The 16,945-nt window shown below is 38.1% G+C and carries 20 protein-coding genes; 19 read left to right on the forward strand and 1 reads right to left on the reverse strand.

All coding sequences use genetic code 11. The features are described from left to right. The first annotated feature begins 6 nt into the window (after positions 1-6). From AC2YJL_RS02810 to AC2YJL_RS02835, 6 genes are all read left to right on the forward strand, one after another. On the forward strand, positions 7-183 hold the full coding sequence (locus AC2YJL_RS02810) for a YpfB family protein (protein WP_013059030.1): 177 nt from the start codon (positions 7-9) through the stop codon (positions 181-183). Between the two features lie 162 nt (positions 184-345). Continuing rightward, positions 346-1,020, forward strand: coding sequence for a (d)CMP kinase (gene cmk, locus AC2YJL_RS02815; RefSeq protein WP_251568787.1), 675 nt, complete (start codon positions 346-348; stop codon positions 1,018-1,020). Beyond that, positions 1,017-1,604 carry a lysophospholipid acyltransferase family protein gene (locus tag AC2YJL_RS02820; RefSeq protein WP_057233610.1) on the forward strand — a complete coding sequence of 196 codons (588 nt, stop codon included), beginning with the start codon at positions 1,017-1,019 and terminating at the stop codon, positions 1,602-1,604. Before cmk ends, AC2YJL_RS02820 begins: the two co-directional genes overlap by 4 nt. Before the next feature lie 162 nt (positions 1,605-1,766). Continuing rightward, positions 1,767-2,903: a 30S ribosomal protein S1 gene (gene rpsA / locus AC2YJL_RS02825; protein ID WP_153255014.1), complete on the forward strand. Its 1,137-nt coding sequence runs from the start codon at positions 1,767-1,769 to the stop codon at positions 2,901-2,903. Between the two features lie 16 nt (positions 2,904-2,919). Then, complete coding sequence (gene fni, locus AC2YJL_RS02830; RefSeq protein WP_230933536.1) at positions 2,920-3,969, forward strand: type 2 isopentenyl-diphosphate Delta-isomerase; 1,050 nt, start codon at positions 2,920-2,922, stop codon at positions 3,967-3,969. A gap of 178 nt (positions 3,970-4,147) precedes the next feature. Then, the gene (locus AC2YJL_RS02835) at positions 4,148-5,362 is read left to right on the forward strand and encodes an MFS transporter (protein ID WP_230933535.1); all 1,215 of its coding nucleotides are present in this window, start codon (positions 4,148-4,150) and stop codon (positions 5,360-5,362) included. Positions 5,363-5,393: 31 nt separating this feature from the next. Here the strand turns inward: AC2YJL_RS02835 and AC2YJL_RS02840 are convergent, their stop codons facing one another. Then, positions 5,394-5,531, reverse strand: coding sequence for a YpzI family protein (locus AC2YJL_RS02840; RefSeq protein ID WP_016765475.1), 138 nt, complete (start codon positions 5,529-5,531; stop codon positions 5,394-5,396). 120 nt (positions 5,532-5,651) lie between these two features. Between AC2YJL_RS02840 and AC2YJL_RS02845 the strand changes: the two genes are divergently transcribed. From AC2YJL_RS02845 to ndk, 13 genes are all read left to right on the forward strand, one after another. Continuing rightward, positions 5,652-6,257: a YphA family membrane protein gene (locus AC2YJL_RS02845; protein WP_230933534.1), complete on the forward strand. Its 606-nt coding sequence runs from the start codon at positions 5,652-5,654 to the stop codon at positions 6,255-6,257. 297 nt (positions 6,258-6,554) lie between these two features. Further along, positions 6,555-7,865, forward strand: coding sequence for a ribosome biogenesis GTPase Der (der, locus tag AC2YJL_RS02850; RefSeq protein WP_014458340.1), 1,311 nt, complete (start codon positions 6,555-6,557; stop codon positions 7,863-7,865). 17 nt (positions 7,866-7,882) lie between these two features. Beyond that, positions 7,883-8,914 carry an NAD(P)H-dependent glycerol-3-phosphate dehydrogenase gene (locus AC2YJL_RS02855; RefSeq protein ID WP_050689707.1) on the forward strand — a complete coding sequence of 344 codons (1,032 nt, stop codon included), beginning with the start codon at positions 7,883-7,885 and terminating at the stop codon, positions 8,912-8,914. Between the two features lie 315 nt (positions 8,915-9,229). Next, complete coding sequence (locus AC2YJL_RS02860) at positions 9,230-9,433, forward strand: DUF2768 domain-containing protein (protein WP_195695946.1); 204 nt, start codon at positions 9,230-9,232, stop codon at positions 9,431-9,433. A 24-nt stretch (positions 9,434-9,457) separates the two neighbouring features. Next, on the forward strand, positions 9,458-10,180 hold the full coding sequence (locus AC2YJL_RS02865; RefSeq protein ID WP_028410737.1) for a hypothetical protein: 723 nt from the start codon (positions 9,458-9,460) through the stop codon (positions 10,178-10,180). A 229-nt stretch (positions 10,181-10,409) separates the two neighbouring features. Further along, entirely contained in the window at positions 10,410-11,888 is a 1,479-nt protein-coding gene (gene spoIVA / locus AC2YJL_RS02870; protein ID WP_013059017.1) for a stage IV sporulation protein A, read from the forward strand. 373 nt (positions 11,889-12,261) lie between these two features. Beyond that, a complete protein-coding gene (locus tag AC2YJL_RS02875) occupies positions 12,262-12,534 on the forward strand; it encodes an HU family DNA-binding protein (protein WP_013059016.1) in 273 nt (90 codons plus the stop codon). Between the two features lie 148 nt (positions 12,535-12,682). Beyond that, on the forward strand, positions 12,683-13,249 hold the full coding sequence (gene folE / locus AC2YJL_RS02880; protein ID WP_013059015.1) for a GTP cyclohydrolase I FolE: 567 nt from the start codon (positions 12,683-12,685) through the stop codon (positions 13,247-13,249). A gap of 25 nt (positions 13,250-13,274) precedes the next feature. Next, the gene (gene mtrB / locus AC2YJL_RS02885) at positions 13,275-13,505 is read left to right on the forward strand and encodes a trp RNA-binding attenuation protein MtrB (protein WP_013059014.1); all 231 of its coding nucleotides are present in this window, start codon (positions 13,275-13,277) and stop codon (positions 13,503-13,505) included. Positions 13,506-13,783: 278 nt separating this feature from the next. Beyond that, entirely contained in the window at positions 13,784-14,578 is a 795-nt protein-coding gene (locus AC2YJL_RS02890; protein ID WP_014458346.1) for a heptaprenyl diphosphate synthase component 1, read from the forward strand. A gap of 4 nt (positions 14,579-14,582) precedes the next feature. Further along, positions 14,583-15,287, forward strand: a complete 705-nt coding sequence (locus AC2YJL_RS02895) for a demethylmenaquinone methyltransferase (RefSeq protein ID WP_251568786.1) — start codon at positions 14,583-14,585, stop codon at positions 15,285-15,287. A gap of 81 nt (positions 15,288-15,368) precedes the next feature. Further along, a complete protein-coding gene (gene hepT / locus AC2YJL_RS02900) occupies positions 15,369-16,334 on the forward strand; it encodes a heptaprenyl diphosphate synthase component II (RefSeq protein WP_013084891.1) in 966 nt (321 codons plus the stop codon). 115 nt (positions 16,335-16,449) lie between these two features. Then, positions 16,450-16,899, forward strand: coding sequence for a nucleoside-diphosphate kinase (gene ndk, locus AC2YJL_RS02905; RefSeq protein WP_028410739.1), 450 nt, complete (start codon positions 16,450-16,452; stop codon positions 16,897-16,899). The last annotated feature ends 46 nt before the right edge of the window (positions 16,900-16,945 follow it).

Below are 16,945 nucleotides of genomic sequence, written 5' to 3' on the forward strand. Positions count from 1 at the left end.
AAAAAGGTGAATCGAATAGAACGAATTTTAATTAAATTAGTGGTTATTCAATTTGTGTTTTTAATAATTGCCCAATGTATTTTATTATCTAGCAGTCACAGTACATATTTCTCAAAGGTTATTCAGTATGAGGGAGTGAGCAAAAATAATTTTAATAAAATTATTGAAACATTCGACCAGTAGTCGGACGTATGGTAGAATAACTAGGAAAGAAGCATGCAGTGAACACCAGGCAGGAGAAGACCCCCTGCTCTTTTTTTCGTTTATAAACGTTTCATATAAAATGGCTCATTGTATAAAAGATGAAAGTGGTTTGTTCCTGTTTTGAAATTAAGGGAGGCACTTATGGAAAAACAAATTTCAATCGCAATTGACGGTCCTGCAGCTGCTGGGAAAAGTACAGTGGCAAAGATTATAGCAGAAACCTTATCATATATTTATGTTGATACAGGAGCGATGTATCGTGCTCTAACGTATCAAGCGCAGAAAAACCAGGTAGATTTGCAAAATGAAGCAGAGCTATTGCATTTGCTTAACGAAACAGTAATCGATTTAAAACCGTCTGAATCTGGACAGGTAGTCATCTTAAATGGACAGAATGTTACAAATGAAATTCGTTCCGCAGAAGTAACTAACTCTGTATCCATCGTAGCAAAACATCGTGCAGTTCGCGAAGAGATGGTAGTGAGACAGCAGGGCCTTGCTAAAGATGGAGGCGTTGTAATGGATGGACGTGATATCGGTACACACGTGCTTCCTCACGCAGAAGTTAAAATCTTTTTATTAGCGTCTGTGGATGAAAGAGCACAGCGACGCCATGACGAAAACATAAAAAAAGGTTTTGAATCAAATTTAGAGCGTTTAAAAGAAGAAATTGCCCGCAGAGACAAGTTGGATTCTGAGCGCGAAGTAGCACCTCTTAAAAAAGCTGAAGATGCAATTGAAATCGATACAACTTCTTTATCGATTGAAGGAGTTGTAGAAAAAATCCTTTCTATTACAAAAGAAAGGATTGGATGATTTTGAGCTTTTATATGTTTGCACGTGCCATTGTAAAAGGCATTTTAACACCAGTTTATCGTTATGAAGTAATCGGTGCAGAAAATATCCCTTCAGAAGGCGGAGTTTTGCTTTGTTCAAATCATATTGACAACTTAGATCCGCCTACTGTAGGTGTGACATGTCCAAGGCCTATTTCGTTTATGGCAAAAGCAGAGCTGTTTAAAGCACCTTTTCTGAAGACTGTTCTGCCAAAGTTAGAAACATTTCCTGTAAAGCGCGGGATGGCAGATCGCGAAGCTTTGCGGCAAGGGTTAAAGATTTTAAAAGAAGGGAAAGTACTTGGATTATTTCCCGAAGGAACAAGAAGTAAAGATGGGAAATTAGGAAAAGGGATGGCTGGAGTAGGCTTTTTTGCTTTGCGTTCAAAAGCAGCTGTTGTGCCTTGCGCTGTTATTGGTCCATATAAGCGTTTTGCAAGGTTAAAAGTAGTGTACGGACCGCCAATTCAGATGGATGAGCTTCGCGAACGAAAAGCATCAGCTGACGAAGTAACCGAAGTTATTATGAAAAGCATTGGTGAATTAATTGAAAAATATCAATAGTTTGTAACCTTATGACTTGACAAAAGATTCTATTTATTAGAAGTTAGTAACAAAGAGAGTTTTTTCTATACAGAGCTATATACAATAATGATGAGCTAAAAGAGTGAAGAACTCTTACAAGGGAATACATATTGTAGATGCATATTGGAGGAGGAAAAGACGATGACAGAAGATATGAATCAAGTAGAGGTAACGTCATTAGAAGTAGGGGAAACAGTAAAAGGTACTATTACAAAAGTAGAAGAAAAGCAAGTGTATGTAGATGTACCTAACAGCAAACTAGACGGTATTATTCCAATTAGTGAATTAGCGAGCTTACATATTGAAAAAGCAGGCGATGTAATCCAAGAAGGTGCCGAAGTCGAAGCGAAAGTAATTAAAGTGGAAGACGATTTGCTTGTGCTATCTAAACGGGCTGTAGATGCTGAAAAAGCATGGGATGGTTTAGAAGCAAAACTTTCTTCAGGTGAAGTGTTTGAAGCGGTAGTCAAGGAAATTGTCAAAGGCGGATTAGTAGTAGATATTGGTGTAAGAGGGTTCATTCCAGCTTCTCTTGTTGAAACTCATTTCGTTGATGATTTTGCAGAGTATCAAGATCAAACTCTTACAGTCAAAGTAGTAGAATTAGATAAAGAAAAAAACCGCGTGATCCTTTCGCATCGTGCAGTTGTAGAAGAAGAGCTTGTACAACAAAAAGAAAATGTTCTTGAGTCATTAAAAGAAGGTCAGGTTTTAGAAGGAACCGTTCAGCGCTTAACAGACTTTGGAGCATTTGTAGATGTAGGCGGAGTAGATGGGTTAGTGCACATTTCTCAGCTTTCACATACGCGTGTAGAAAAACCTTCAGACGTAGTAGCTGAGGGAGATACTGTGAAAGTCAAAGTATTGTCTGTTGACAAATCAACGGGGCGTGTTTCATTATCTATTAAAGATACGTTAGAAGGTCCATGGTCCAACATTTCTACGAAGCTTCGCCAAGGTGATGTAGTAGATGGAACCGTTAGAAGACTTGTATCTTTTGGAGCTTTTGTGGAAGTTCTACCTGGAGTAGAAGGGCTTGTACACATTTCTCAAATTTCCCATAAGCATATCGGGACACCGCATGAAGTACTTTCTGAAGGTGAAAAAGTGACGGTAAAAGTACTTGATGTGAATGAACAAGAACGACGCGTTTCGTTGAGCATTCGTGATCTTGAGGAAGAAGAACAAGAAGATTATGGTGACTATGAATTACAAGAAGAGTCCAAAGGTTTCCAATTAGGTGATATGATTGGGGATCAATTAAAAAAATTAAGATAAGTAATGGTGATGATTTGTGAGCAGAGCAAAACGTAAAATTGATCACATTCATCATGCGATTCAAACGGGACAGCATAGGCTGCACGGGCTAGATGATATTCGCTTCGTTCATAATAGCTTACCAAATACAGGCGTGCACGATGTTCATATTGATACAAAAATTGGCGAACTTTTGTTAAGTTCGCCAATTTTTATAAATGCTATGACGGGTGGAGGCGGACAAGAAACGGAACGGATTAACCGTTCGTTTGCTCAAATTGCTCATCATGGTGAATTAGCAATGGCCGTTGGATCGCAGATGGCTGCGATTAAAGATGAAAAGGAAGAACAATCATACAGAGTAGTGCGTCAAGAAAACCCTAACGGAATTATTTTTGCCAACCTAGGCAGTGAAGCTACAGTGGAACAAGCTAAAAAAGCGGTTGATATGCTTGAAGCAAATGGACTTCAAATTCATTTAAATGTTATACAAGAACTGGTTATGCCCGAGGGAGATCGTGATTTTACCGATGCATTACGTCGTATTGAACGCATTGTAAGGGAAGTAACCGTTCCTGTAATTGTCAAAGAAGTAGGTTTTGGGATGAGCGCTCAAGCAGTGCAAAAACTTAAAGATGTTGGTGTTGAAATCGTTGATATTGGTGGGTACGGCGGTACCAATTTTTCGAAAATCGAAAATGAAAGACGAGCAAAACATTTTCACTTCTTTAATGATTGGGGAATTTCCACAGCAGCTTCTTTAGCGGAAGTATCTCAGCACGTAGAAGGTATGTCCATTATTGGTTCAGGAGGTATTCAAACCTCTATGGATATTGCTAAGTCTATTGCGTTAGGAGCTTCTGCAACGGGAATGGCAGGATATTTTCTATCCATTTTAATGAAGTCTGGTTTAGAAGCAGTCGTAGAAGAGATAGCCAAGCTGCATGAGGAGTTAACGTTTATCATGGCTGCGCTAGGAGCAACTTCTATTGCTAAGCTTCAGCAAATGCCTCTAGTTATTACAGGGGACACCCATAGCTGGCTGACTCAGCGAAATGTTTCCATAGATACATTTAATAACAGATGATAAAAAAGCATGCAGTTAACTGCATGCTTTTTTATTTCTTTAAAAGATGAATGATCGCGTTTTCATTTAAAAAACAAAAAATGTTGGCAGAAGAAGTGACAAAAAGCATGAAATCCCAAACGTTAGCCACTTATAATAAGTTAAATAAACAGAAAAATCAGAAAAAAGAGGTGGCATAATGAAAAAGGGACATCCTATATTTACAATTTTTCTTTTCTTTTTAGGCTGGGTTTTCATGTATGCAGATCGTAATATTTTATCTCCAGTTATGGGAGATATCGGTGCACAGTGGGATCTTAATAAAGCTGAACTTGGGCTAATGTCTACCGTATTTTTTGCAGCGTATGCAGCTATGCAAATTCCAACGGGTTTTTTGGCAGATCGATTTGGGCGCGTTAAGATCTTAGTGGCTGGATACATTTTGTTTGGAGTTGCCACATTTTTCACAGGACTTACGACTACTTTCGGTATGTTCTTACTCATGCGGGCGCTGACAGGACTTGGAGAAGGAACGTATTATGGCTCACAATACGGAATTTCTTCAAGCATCACGTCCGAACGATACCGAGGTCTAGTATCTGCGCTCATCAATAGTGGAATGGCTTTTGGTATATCACTTGGTTTTATCGGTTCTACATACATTACATATACGTTAGAAAAAAACTGGCAGTTTACTTTTTACTTATTTGCTATTCCGACTATAGTAATAGCTATTTTAATAGCTTTCTTTGTAAAAGATAAGCAAAGGGATCAAGAAAAAAATTCGCCAAATAAAGAAACAAAGCAGTCGCTAAAAGTATTATTTACAAGAAATCATATTTTCGTATACATTTTAATCTTCTGCTCTCTTTACGGATTTTTTGGGATGCTGACGTGGCTTCCTTATTATTTGCAGCACTCGCGAGGCTTAGAAGGGTCTCAAACAGGCATTATAGCATCTTTAGTACCGTGGGCGTCTATTCCAGGAGCAATCTTCTTTGGATATATATCTGATCGAATTGCAAATAAAAAAGCATTAATTGTGAGTTTGTCAGTAGCGGGCGCTTTATGTCAATTTTTTATTCCCTATACAGAGAGTTATTCTTGGCTATTAATCGGCTTAATTGTGTACGGTCTGATAGGGAAATTAGCATTAGATCCGATTTTGATTTCGTATATGGCGGATATTACTCCATCGTCCATGTACTCTAAAGTGTACGGTTTTTTCAACTTCAGCGGTATGCTGTCATCGATCTTTGCACCTTACATTACCGGATATTTTGCAGATAAACTTGGAAGTATGGAATTCGGATTTTATTTGTCAGGAGCACTATTGTTAGTGGGAGGAGTTCTCTTTTTGTTTACAGGAAAGAAAGAACGTTCCTATTCTATTTCACATCCAGTTTTAAAATAAAAAAATGCGCTGACTTAGTCAGCGCATTTTTTTATTTATGATCATTTAACTCGCGCGCTTCTTCAGGACTTTGCAAGCTTGTCGCTCCCGGATAGTGAAGTCCTTGATCACGGTCAGATTCAACTCGTTTTGATTCCTTTAATTTTTTCTCTTGACGATCTTTTCCCATTTTATATTCCCTCCTTTTTTCTGATAGGTTGTCCAAAATAAGGGGTTCTATTCTAAAACTCCGATTAAGTTTTCCAAAATTGATACATACTGATGACAGGTAGAGGAGGTGCCATATTCAGTGGACGGAATTTTCTTTTATTGGCTTTCGTGGATGGGATGGATTGTTGCGACTTTTCTTATGCCCAAAACACCTAGGCGTTGGAAGGTAGCAGCCATTATATTAATCAGTATACTCCTAAGCGGAATGAACATGCATACGGCTCAGTTTTCATGTAGCTACACCGCTTTGTTTTTAGTGGGGGTAGCGTGTATTTATGCTTCAGGCTACAGCAGGTTTCAGCAGTTATATTATGTTATGGTATGCGGCATTATAATAATTGCCTATGCTGGTTTTTGTTTACTTGAGCTCTATGATCCTGTGTGGATTTTTATTGATCGTAAGTGGATTTTGACTGGACTTATCTTATATATTTGCTTTATGGTGATTAAAGATGCTGAAAAAAGATTCGCAGCGATCATTTTAGGTGTAGTTGGAGGAGATTTTTTATACGCAGTTGTCATTCGAGATATTGCATCTTATGAAGTAGGGTCTCTTCGGACACTCGACGTTTTAGCAACAGCAGTAGGATCTATGTTTATTTGGGAGATGCTGGTTTATTTCTCTGCTTATTTAGATTTGTACGTGCTGAAGTCTCACAGGCAAAAGCAAAGTACTTACAAATAGAAGAAGAGATTTCGTAAAATTATATTGTTGTTACCGGTGATTTTTGATAAAATTGTTTGATTGAAAGAGTAATGCTTATTCAGCGGATAGGCAGTTAATCAGCTTGGTGTAAAATAGAGCTGATAAAAAGCCTGCTTTATCGCTTATGATCGATTAGTAGAGGTCATGCCACGCTGCATGGCCTCAATTTTTGAAAAACGAATGATCTTATTTATTTGTACATGTAGATAAATACCTTTAGTCGATTAAAGACTGGTTGCCTATACATAAAAAAGATCAAGGAAAGGGAAGAATCGTATGCCAAAACCAATTATTGCGATTGTTGGTCGTCCCAACGTAGGAAAATCAACAATTTTCAACCGAATTGTAGGAGAGCGAGTATCTATTGTAGAAGATATTCCGGGTGTAACTCGTGATCGTATCTATAGTTCAGGTGAGTGGCTGAATTTGGACTTTAACATTATTGATACTGGCGGTATTGATATTGGAGATGAACCATTTTTAGAACAGATCAAACAGCAGGCAGAAATTGCAATTGATGAAGCGGACGTAATCATTTTTCTAGTGAATGGACGCGATGGAATTACTGCGGCTGATGAAGAAGTGGCGAAAATTTTATATAAATCCAAAAAGCCCGTTGTCCTAGCTGTTAATAAAGTAGATAATCCTGAAATGAGAGAATTAATCTATGATTTCTACGCACTAGGATATGGAGAACCGTTCCCAATCTCAGGAACGCATGGTTTAGGTTTAGGTGACCTGCTAGACGAGGCAGCTAAGCACTTTCCAAAAGAAAAAGACGAAGATTACGGAGAAGAAGTCATTAAATTTTCATTGATTGGTCGTCCTAACGTAGGAAAATCTTCATTAGTTAATGCTCTTCTAGGTGAAGACCGTGTTATTGTCAGTGATCTTGCCGGCACGACACGCGATGCCATTGATACAAAGTTTACAAAAGAAGATCAAGAATATGTTGTTATTGATACAGCTGGAATGAGAAAACGTGGAAAAGTGTACGAGAGTACGGAAAAATACAGCGTACTGCGCGCATTAAAGGCAATTGAACGCTCAGATGTTGTCTTAATTGTATTAAATGCTGAAGAAGGTATTATTGAACAAGATAAGAAAATTGCTGGTTATGCACAAGAAGCTGGAAAAGCTGTTGTCATCGTTGTGAACAAATGGGATACAGTAGAAAAAGATGAGAAAACAATGAAAAAATTTGAAGAAAATATACGTGAGCATTTTCAGTTCTTAACATATGCTCCAATTGTATTCCTTTCAGCTAAAACGAAAAAACGTACGCATACGCTATTGCCAATGATTGATCTTGCAAGCGAAAGCCATGCGGTGCGTGTAGAAACAAGCATCTTAAACGATGTGATTATGGATGCAGTAGCAATGAACCCTACGCCTACTCACAACGGCAACCGCTTAAAAATCTATTACACAACTCAAGTAGCGATCAAGCCGCCAACTTTTGTTGTGTTTGTAAATGATCCTGAGCTAATGCATTTTTCATATAAGCGTTTCTTAGAAAATAAGCTTCGTGAAGCTTTTGGATTCGAAGGAACTCCAATTAAAATTATTGCAAGACCAAGAAAATAACAGAGGATGTGATCGGCGTGGAAAGAATAGCTGTACTAGGAGCAGGAAGCTGGGGAACTGCATTAGCTTTCGTATTGGCGGAAAATGGACACGATGTTCGCATTTGGGGACATAGACAACAAGTCATTGATCAAATTAACGAGACGCATCAGAATGAAAAATATTTGCCTGGTGTAGAGCTTCCTCATCAGATTAAAGGTTTTACGTCATTAGAAAAGGCAATAGAAGGTGTTGAAACCCTTATTTTAGCTGTTCCAACGAAGGCCATTCGTGAAGTGTTGCAGCAGCTAAAATCCCTTACCGATGAACTGTTTACAATTGTTCATGTAAGTAAAGGAATTGAACCGGATTCTCTTTTACGTATATCTCAAATGATTCAAGAAGAAATTGATACAAAAGACATCGTTGTCTTATCAGGTCCGAGTCATGCTGAAGAAGTAAGTAGAAGGCAGCCGACAACCGTGACGTCAGCTTCAACAAATATACAAGCAGCAGAAAAAGTGCAGGATTTATTTAATAATCAGCAGTACTTCCGTGTTTATACAAATCCTGACGTGATTGGTGTGGAAATTGGGGGAGCGTTAAAAAATATTATTGCTCTTGCTGCTGGTATCACGGATGGACTTGGATATGGTGACAATGCGAAGGCTGCTCTTATGACTCGTGGCTTAGCTGAAATCGCTCGCTTAGGTACTGTGCTTGGTGCCAATCCTCTGACGTTTTCAGGTTTGACCGGGATTGGAGACTTAATTGTAACGTGTACAAGCGTTCATTCTCGAAATTGGCGCGCTGGTAATCTTCTTGGAAAAGGCAAAAATTTAGACGAAGTATTAGAAAATATGGGAATGGTTGTAGAAGGTGTACGCACGACGAAAGCAGCTTACCAGCTATCTCAAAAATATGACGTGAAAATGCCGATTGCTGATGCTTTATATAATGTACTGTTTAATGATGTGAAGGCAAAAGATGCAGTAGACGCCCTTATGTCTCGTACTAAAACACATGAAATGGAAGATTTAGCGAATGTTTTAGGAGAAAAATTAAATTAAGTGCAAAGAAATATGAAAAAATAGGCAATTGGTGATACCCAAAATCATTTACTTGCATAAAATAACGTGTAAATAAAGATGAGTAGAACTGTTAGTATGGGAATATTTAGTTATGATCGAAGCGAAGAGCCCCCTTCGCTTCGATTTTTTTTATGTGAAAAAGCAGGAATTTGTCAATTTAATAGGAAAGTAATTACTATAGAGCTTGAGTTACTGGAAGGTAAATAAATAGTGAATTTAGAAAGTTCTATCAATATTCATCTTAACTATAAGTCCTTATGTTATAATAACGGTGAAAAAAGGAGTGGATGCAATTTGTCGCCAGGTTTGTTAAAGATGTGGATTTCATTGGGTTCCATTGTATTTATGTTCATTTCGGTATTTTCTATTTACTTTAGTCGTTATAAAATTACAAACCGCATTGGTAAAATTGTACTCGCTTTCATTGCCTATTCGCTTATGATTGTAGCAGGTCTTATTATGGTAATTGTTGTATTGAGCGGGCCGACAGATGCTTAATGTACATATGGTAGGGTGAGGAAAATGAAAAAATTCATGCTAACGTCTATTGTTGGGTTAACCATTTTTGTATTATCCGGTTGTTTGTACCCGGCGGAAAGAATGTCTCAAAATCAAGTTCCTTATAAAGATCAAGTTGCTTCCGTGCAAACGGCGGTTGATCAATTTAAACAAGAAAGCGGAGGCTTATTGCCAATAAAAACGAAAGATATGGACACGCCGATTTATCAAAAATATCCAATTGACTTTACGAAAATAGTTCCTAGATACATGCAAGACGCACCTGGGAATTCGTATGAAAGCGGAGGGATATTTGCGTACGTACTTGTGGATGCAGAAACAAACCCCACGGTTAAATTATTAGACTTACGGATGGCGGATACGATTCAAGATGTTAACGTACATTTGAATATATACCGTCAAAATCATAAAGGGTACGTACCGTTTAAAGACGTCATCGCTCCCGGCGTATTCTCTATTAATTATAAAAAATTGAATATGAAAGAGCCTCCTGTCGTTACTAGCCCATATACAGGGAATAGTCTTTCTTTAATTGTTAATGGACAGGGAGATGTATTTGTAGACTATCGTCCTGATTTGTATGATGCCATTCAAAAGCATAAAAGCTCCTACAAACCTGGTGAAGATATACGAAAGCTCCTTGTGGAAAACAGTGATTTTGTACCTGCTTACTCTCTTCCTTATACAGTCAACGATAAGAATGAACCAATATTTTTTAAAAAATAAGTCATGAACCCCTTCTCCTTGAATAATATTCAGAGAGAAGGGGTTTTCTCTTTCTTGTACACCAATAATGATAATCAGAATGACTAAGTCAGCATGTGCATGAAAAAAATCATAAATTTTTCTATCAAAAGTCATATTTTAATAGGACAACGTCATAACTATATAGTGTCCTAATTTACTCTCGCAATGGATGTCATATTCCATGAACTCATAGATCGGAGGGGATCTTTTGGAAAAGGTGGATGTATTTAAAGATATCGCTGAACGTACAGGAGGCGATATATATTTAGGTGTGGTGGGAGCAGTTCGAACAGGGAAATCTACATTTATTAAAAAATTTATGGAGCTGGTGGTCCTGCCTCACATCGAGAACGAGGCAGAAAGAGCTCGCACACAAGATGAACTACCACAAAGTGCAGCTGGGAAAACGATTATGACAACTGAGCCGAAATTCGTACCGAATCAAGCAGTTAATGTTTTGGTAGATGACGGGCTAGAAGTTAACATACGGTTAGTAGATTGTGTAGGATATACGGTGCCTGGGGCTAAAGGGTACGAAGATGAAAACGGACCTCGAATGATCAATACGCCTTGGTATGAAGAACCAATTCCATTTCACGAAGCGGCTGAAATTGGAACGAGAAAGGTAATTCAAGAACACTCAACGATTGGTGTCGTCATTACAACAGATGGCTCAATTGGAGATATACCTCGTCAAGATTACGTCGAAGCAGAAGAGCGCGTCATTAATGAGTTAAAAGAAGTAGGCAAACCATTTATCATGGTTATTAATACCGTACAGCCATATCATCCTGATACAGAAAAGCTTCGTGCAAAGCTTAATGAAAAATATGATATTCCAGTATTAGCGATGAGTGTGGAAAGCATGCGCGATACTGATGTGATGAACGTATTAAGAGAAGCACTCTACGAGTTCCCTGTATTAGAAGTTAACGTTAATCTACCAAGCTGGGTAATGGTTTTAAAAGATAAACATTGGCTGCGTGAAAGCTATCAAGAAGCCGTTAAAGAAACGGTAAAAGATATTAAGAGGCTGAGAGACGTTGAACGGGTAGTAGAGCAATTTAGCCAGTTTGAGTTCATCGATCAGGCTCGATTAGCCGGAATTGAGATGGGGCAGGGAATTGCCGAAATTGACTTATACGCTCCAGATGACTTATACGACCAGATTTTGAAAGAAATCGTGGGAGTAGAAATTCGCGGAAGAGATCATTTGCTGCAGTTAATGCAAGACTTTGTTCATGCAAAAACCGAGTACGATCAAGTCTCTGATGCCCTTCGTATGGTTAAACAAACGGGTTATGGTGTAGCTGCACCTTCGCTTTCGGATATGAGCCTTGATGAGCCTGAAATTATTCGCCAAGGATCGCGTTTTGGAGTTCGTTTAAAAGCAGTGGCACCTTCTATACACATGATTAAAGTGGATGTAGAATCAGAATTTGCGCCGATTATCGGAACGGAGAAGCAAAGCGAAGAATTAGTTCGTTATTTGATGCAAGACTTTGAAGATGATCCGCTTTCAATTTGGAATTCAGATATATTTGGCCGCTCTCTAAGTTCAATCGTAAGAGAAGGGATTCAAGGAAAGCTGTCGCTGATGCCTGAAAATGCGCGATATAAGTTAAAAGAAACGCTAGAACGGATTATTAACGAAGGATCCGGAGGTTTAATCGCGATTATTTTATAAGAATATAACGTTAGGCTCCTCATAAAGGAGCCTCTTCTTTTTGGATAGATCATACAAAACTTTACATATATTGTGATAGATCGCGTGGTTATCCTATTCCTGCGTTATTTTCTGCTTGCTATGCCTTGTTCAATATGTTAATCTTTTAACAGAAATCGATCGATCATACTGTTTTCACTACATACATACGGCAGATGAATGAAAAACATTGAATTATTTAGTTCAATCGTTTATGATTAGGCTTGTCGATACATAGGTTATGTATAATATCCATTTGTTTTGTTAAAGAATGAGATATAACGAATTACTAGATTCCTTTTCTAACAAGGTTTTTAGTTATTATATGATCCGATTTTGGGAGGAGGTGAATGGCATGAACAAGACAGAATTAATTAATGCTGTTGCAGAAGCAAGTGAGCTTTCAAAAAAGGATGCTACAAAAGCAGTTGATGCTGTTTTCGATACAATTTTAGAAGCTTTAAAAGCTGAGGACAAAGTTCAACTTATCGGTTTTGGTAACTTCGAAGTACGTGAACGTGCTGCTCGTAAAGGACGCAATCCACAAACTGGCGAAGAAATCGAAATTCCTGCTAGCAAAGTTCCTGCATTCAAACCAGGTAAAGCTCTTAAAGATGCTGTAAAATAATATCTACATAAAATGGCTTTATTCATAGCCGTTGATGAAGAGCTTTGAAAGGTCGCACATTTGCGACCTTTCTTTTTTGCCTTTGGTATATACATATGCTAGAATTTTTTTCATAAAGTCGTAATGCAACGAATTGGAGGGCAACAACATGTCATCTGTAAATAAACCACAGATCGAACAAGCCGTGAGACTAATTTTAGAAGCAATTGGCGAAGATCCAAACCGTGAAGGATTATTAGATACACCAAAGCGAGTAGCTAAAATGTATGAGGAAGTCTTTTCCGGGTTGAATGAAGATCCAAAAGAGCATTTTAAAACAGTTTTTGGAGAAGACCATGAAGAGCTAGTGCTTGTAAAAGATATTCCTTTTTACTCTATGTGTGAACACCACTTAGTGCCTTTTTACGGAAAAGCTCATGTTGCGTATATTCCAAAAGGCGGACGAGTGACCGGTTTAAGTAAGCTGGCAAGAGCGGTAGAAGCTGTTGCGAAACGTCCTCAGCTTCAGGAGAGAATTACATCTACAGTGGCGGATTCTATTGTAGAAACATTAGAGCCGCACGGGGTCATGGTAGTAGTGGAAGCAGAGCACATGTGTATGACCATGCGAGGCATTAAAAAGCCTGGAGCTATGACAATCACTTCTGCTGTACGCGGAGTGTTAGAACACGATGCAAGTTCTAGAGCTGAAGTTTTATCACTGATTAAATCATAATGTGGATGATGAAGGAGAAGAGAATATGACACAAAAAGGAACGCCGGAGTATATTGTCATTAAAGCGGTCGAAGATGGAGTTAACGTAATTGGCTTAACGCGAGGAGCAGATACGCGATTTCATCATTCAGAAAAACTAGATAAAGGCGAAGTAATGATTGCGCAGTTTACTGAGCATACATCCGCAATTAAAATTCGTGGCAAAGCCGTCATTCAGACTGTTCACGGAGAAATTGAATCCGATACGAAAAAATAAGCAGGGATTTTCCTGCTTTTATTTATATTTAAAATAAATGAATAAGAACAGGAAAAACATGGTGAAACTAAAAGCAATATCTTAAATTACTGTCTAAGGAATCCAGATGGTATGTAGATGAACGGTATTCAAGCGGATGAGCAGCTAAATGATTTAAACCGTGAAAAAGCTTCAAAAGAATTTAAAGGATATTTTATAATGTAATTATGTTATAATTGACACTATCGATTTGGAGTTAAAAGAACTTTAAACAAATAGTGATGGAAAGGGAGACAAGGATGATGAGCGTAAAAACCATCTATGATATTGTGGCCAACATGAAAGAACAGCTTCATGTTGAATTAAGTCATCCATATGTAAAAAAATATATTCATCATCCGCGTATTGATGAAAATAGATTACTGTACATGTGTTCGTTCTTAGATACTCTTTCAATGGAAGAAGAAAAAAAGAACAGCTCTGTGCTATCTGTGATGCTCGTTCAAACCGCACTTGATACCCACGATCTAGTCTCCACTCAAAATGTTAGCGGAAATGAAGGAAAGCTGCATGAGCGGCAGCTGGTAGTTTTGGCCGGAGATTATTACAGCGGCCTGTACTATTACTATTTAGCTCAAAGCAACCAGCTGAATTTAATGAAAGTTATAGCATCTGCTATTAAAGAAATTAATATCGCTAAGATACACATTTATAACAATCGCTCTACTAATCCACACGACGTTATGAATAGTTTTTTAGCAGCAGAATCATCGTTTGTAAGATGCTTATGTGACTATTTTGAACGTGAAGAGTGGAAAGAACTTTTAAAACATGCAGCGTATTTGAACGGGATATTAAAGCAATTAAAGTCATTACAGCATAAAGAGCCTACTCTCTTGCTAAACTATTGCAAACAAATTGGTATGAATCAAGAACAAATAAAAGAATACCTTTATTCGTATACTCAACAGTCTGTAAACATTGTTAGAGGATACTTACGAAGTGAATTTGTGATGAATGAGTTTTTAAGAGAGCACTTAGATGAACTTACATCTAGCTTAGAAGTGCTGAAAAATGTCGTAGGAGAAGGATAGAGATATGCAGCAATCAAAAGAACAGCGTGTCCATGGCGTATTTGAAAAAATATATAAAAATTATGATCAAATGAATTCTGTTATTAGTTTTCAGCGTCATAAGGCATGGCGCAAAGATACGATGAAGCGAATGAATGTTCAAAAAGGAACAAAAGCTTTAGATGTTTGTTGCGGAACTGCGGATTGGACGCTAGCTATGGCGGAAGCAGTTGGAGAAACAGGAGAGGCAGTTGGCCTGGATTTTAGTCAGAATATGCTAAAGATTGGTGAAGAGAAAGTAAAAAACTCACCTTTTTCAAATATTACCTTACTACATGGCAATGCAATGGAACTTCCTTTTGAAGATAATTTATTTGACTATGTAACGATTGGATTCGGACTGCGCAACGTGCCCGATTACCTTCAAGTGTTAAAGGAAATGCAGCGCGTCGTGAAACCTGGCGGAAAAGTGGTTTGCCTTGAAACGTCTCAGCCCACGATGATCGGCTACCGACAAATGTACTTGCTTTATTTTAAGTATATTATGCCTGCGCTTGGAAAGATGGTCGCTAAAAGCTATGATGAATATTCATGGCTTCAAGAGTCAGCTAGGGACTTTCCAGGTCAAAAGCAATTGGCTGATATGTTCCGTGAAGCCGGTTTGACAGATGTTGAAGTGAAATCTTACACAGGTGGAGTAGCAGCGATGCATCTAGGGTACAAACGATAAAAGAGAAAAAGCTTGTCCTACAGGTGCAACAGCCTGTAGGATAAGGAGTAAAGAATGAATATATAATGCAAGGTGAGTCCAATGAAACTAAAAATGATGTACGCTTTTTTGAATACGGATATTACCCTTATTGAGAAAGAACTTGAACAAACTGTTCATACCGATGAAACACTTATCACAGATGCTTCTCTTCACCTTTTACAAGCAGGGGGGAAACGAATTCGCCCTGTATTTGTTTTGTTGGCAGCTAAATTTGGGCATTACAACATCGACCAAATCAAACACGTGGCAGTAGCGCTTGAGCTGATTCATATGGCGTCTCTTGTTCATGATGATGTTATTGATGACGCTGATAAGAGACGCGGAAAACCAACAATTAAGGCAAAATGGGACAATCGTATTGCTATGTATACAGGGGATTACATCTTTGCTCGTGCGCTTGAAGTTATGAGTGAGGTTAAAGATGTGGAAGCACATAAAATTTTATCTAATACGATGGTGGAATTAACGCTCGGTGAAATTGAACAGATTAAGGACAAATACAACCTAAACCAAAACTTACGCGTGTATCTGCGTAGAATTAAACGTAAAACGGCACTGCTAATTGCTGCAAGCTGTCAGTTAGGTGCAATTGCAGCGGGAGCCCCTGAAGATATACATAAACGTTTATTTTGGTTTGGATATTACGTGGGAATGTCATTTCAAATTACCGATGACATTTTAGATTTTATCTCATCAGAAGAACAGCTTGGGAAACCAGTTGGCAGCGACTTACTGCAAGGAAATATTACGCTGCCAGTTTTGTATGCCATTGAAAATGCTGAGTTTCGAGATAAAGTAGAACAGCTTTTCGAGAGGGAATATGAGCAAGAGCTGATCAATGAAATTATTTCTGATATTAAATCTTCTAACGCCATTGAACGTTCATTTGAGATGAGCGATCGTTATCTGCAAAAAGCGATGAGCATTTTAGAAGAACTGCCGCCAAACAAGGCGAAAAAAACGCTGCATCAAATTGCGAAGTACATTGGAAAACGGAAATTTTGATTTATTTACTTTCATAAGTTGTAAACTGCTCGAAACAATGTTAATATCTTCATGAGGTGTGATTGCGCTTTCAAAACTTGTTTACATATCATGAACTTCAGGGGTGGAGAGTAAAATGATACAAAAAACGTTTTTAATGGTCAAACCAGATGGGGTACAAAGAAGCATTATTGGTGAGGTTATTTCTCGCTTTGAGAAAAAAGGTTTTCAATTAGTCGGAGCTAAGCTTATGCATATTTCGCAGGAATTAGCTGAAACACACTACGGTGAACATAAAGAGAAAGCTTTTTTCGGTGAGTTAGTGAAATTTATCACATCAGGTCCAGTTTTTGCTATGGTATGGGAAGGTGAAAACGTGATTTCAGTATCACGTCAAATGGTGGGGAAAACTAACCCTCAAGAAGCGCTTCCTGGAACTATTCGAGGTGATTATGGACTGATTGTCGATAAGAATATTATTCACGGCTCAGATTCACCAGAAAGTGCGGAGCGTGAAATCAGCTTATTCTTTGAAAGTGAAGAGCTGACTTTCTATAAAAAAGACGCAGACGCTTGGATTTACTAATTTAGATAGCGCAAGGAGACGAATGAATTTTCATTCGTCTTTTTTA

It is taken from the genome of Priestia sp. SRI_019 (genome assembly GCF_057586255.1).

Excerpts from the sequence above, each read along its gene's own strand:
- folE (WP_013059015.1), top strand. The coding sequence starts at position 12,683 with ATGTCATCTGTAAATAAACCACAGATCGAACAAGCCGTGAGACTAATT.
- AC2YJL_RS02865 (WP_028410737.1), top strand. The coding sequence starts at position 9,458 with ATGAAAAAATTCATGCTAACGTCTATTGTTGGGTTAACCATTTTTGTA.
- ndk (WP_028410739.1), top strand. The coding sequence starts at position 16,450 with ATGATACAAAAAACGTTTTTAATGGTCAAACCAGATGGGGTACAAAGA.
- AC2YJL_RS02895 (WP_251568786.1), top strand. The coding sequence starts at position 14,583 with ATGCAGCAATCAAAAGAACAGCGTGTCCATGGCGTATTTGAAAAAATA.
- mtrB (WP_013059014.1), top strand. The coding sequence starts at position 13,275 with ATGACACAAAAAGGAACGCCGGAGTATATTGTCATTAAAGCGGTCGAA.
- der (WP_014458340.1), top strand. The coding sequence starts at position 6,555 with ATGCCAAAACCAATTATTGCGATTGTTGGTCGTCCCAACGTAGGAAAA.
- AC2YJL_RS02890 (WP_014458346.1), top strand. The coding sequence starts at position 13,784 with ATGATGAGCGTAAAAACCATCTATGATATTGTGGCCAACATGAAAGAA.
- AC2YJL_RS02875 (WP_013059016.1), top strand. The coding sequence starts at position 12,262 with ATGAACAAGACAGAATTAATTAATGCTGTTGCAGAAGCAAGTGAGCTT.
- hepT (WP_013084891.1), top strand. The coding sequence starts at position 15,369 with ATGAAACTAAAAATGATGTACGCTTTTTTGAATACGGATATTACCCTT.
- AC2YJL_RS02835 (WP_230933535.1), top strand. The coding sequence starts at position 4,148 with ATGAAAAAGGGACATCCTATATTTACAATTTTTCTTTTCTTTTTAGGC.
- rpsA (WP_153255014.1), top strand. The coding sequence starts at position 1,767 with ATGACAGAAGATATGAATCAAGTAGAGGTAACGTCATTAGAAGTAGGG.
- AC2YJL_RS02840 (WP_016765475.1), bottom strand. The coding sequence starts at position 5,531 with ATGGGAAAAGATCGTCAAGAGAAAAAATTAAAGGAATCAAAACGAGTT.
- cmk (WP_251568787.1), top strand. The coding sequence starts at position 346 with ATGGAAAAACAAATTTCAATCGCAATTGACGGTCCTGCAGCTGCTGGG.
- AC2YJL_RS02820 (WP_057233610.1), top strand. The coding sequence starts at position 1,017 with ATGATTTTGAGCTTTTATATGTTTGCACGTGCCATTGTAAAAGGCATT.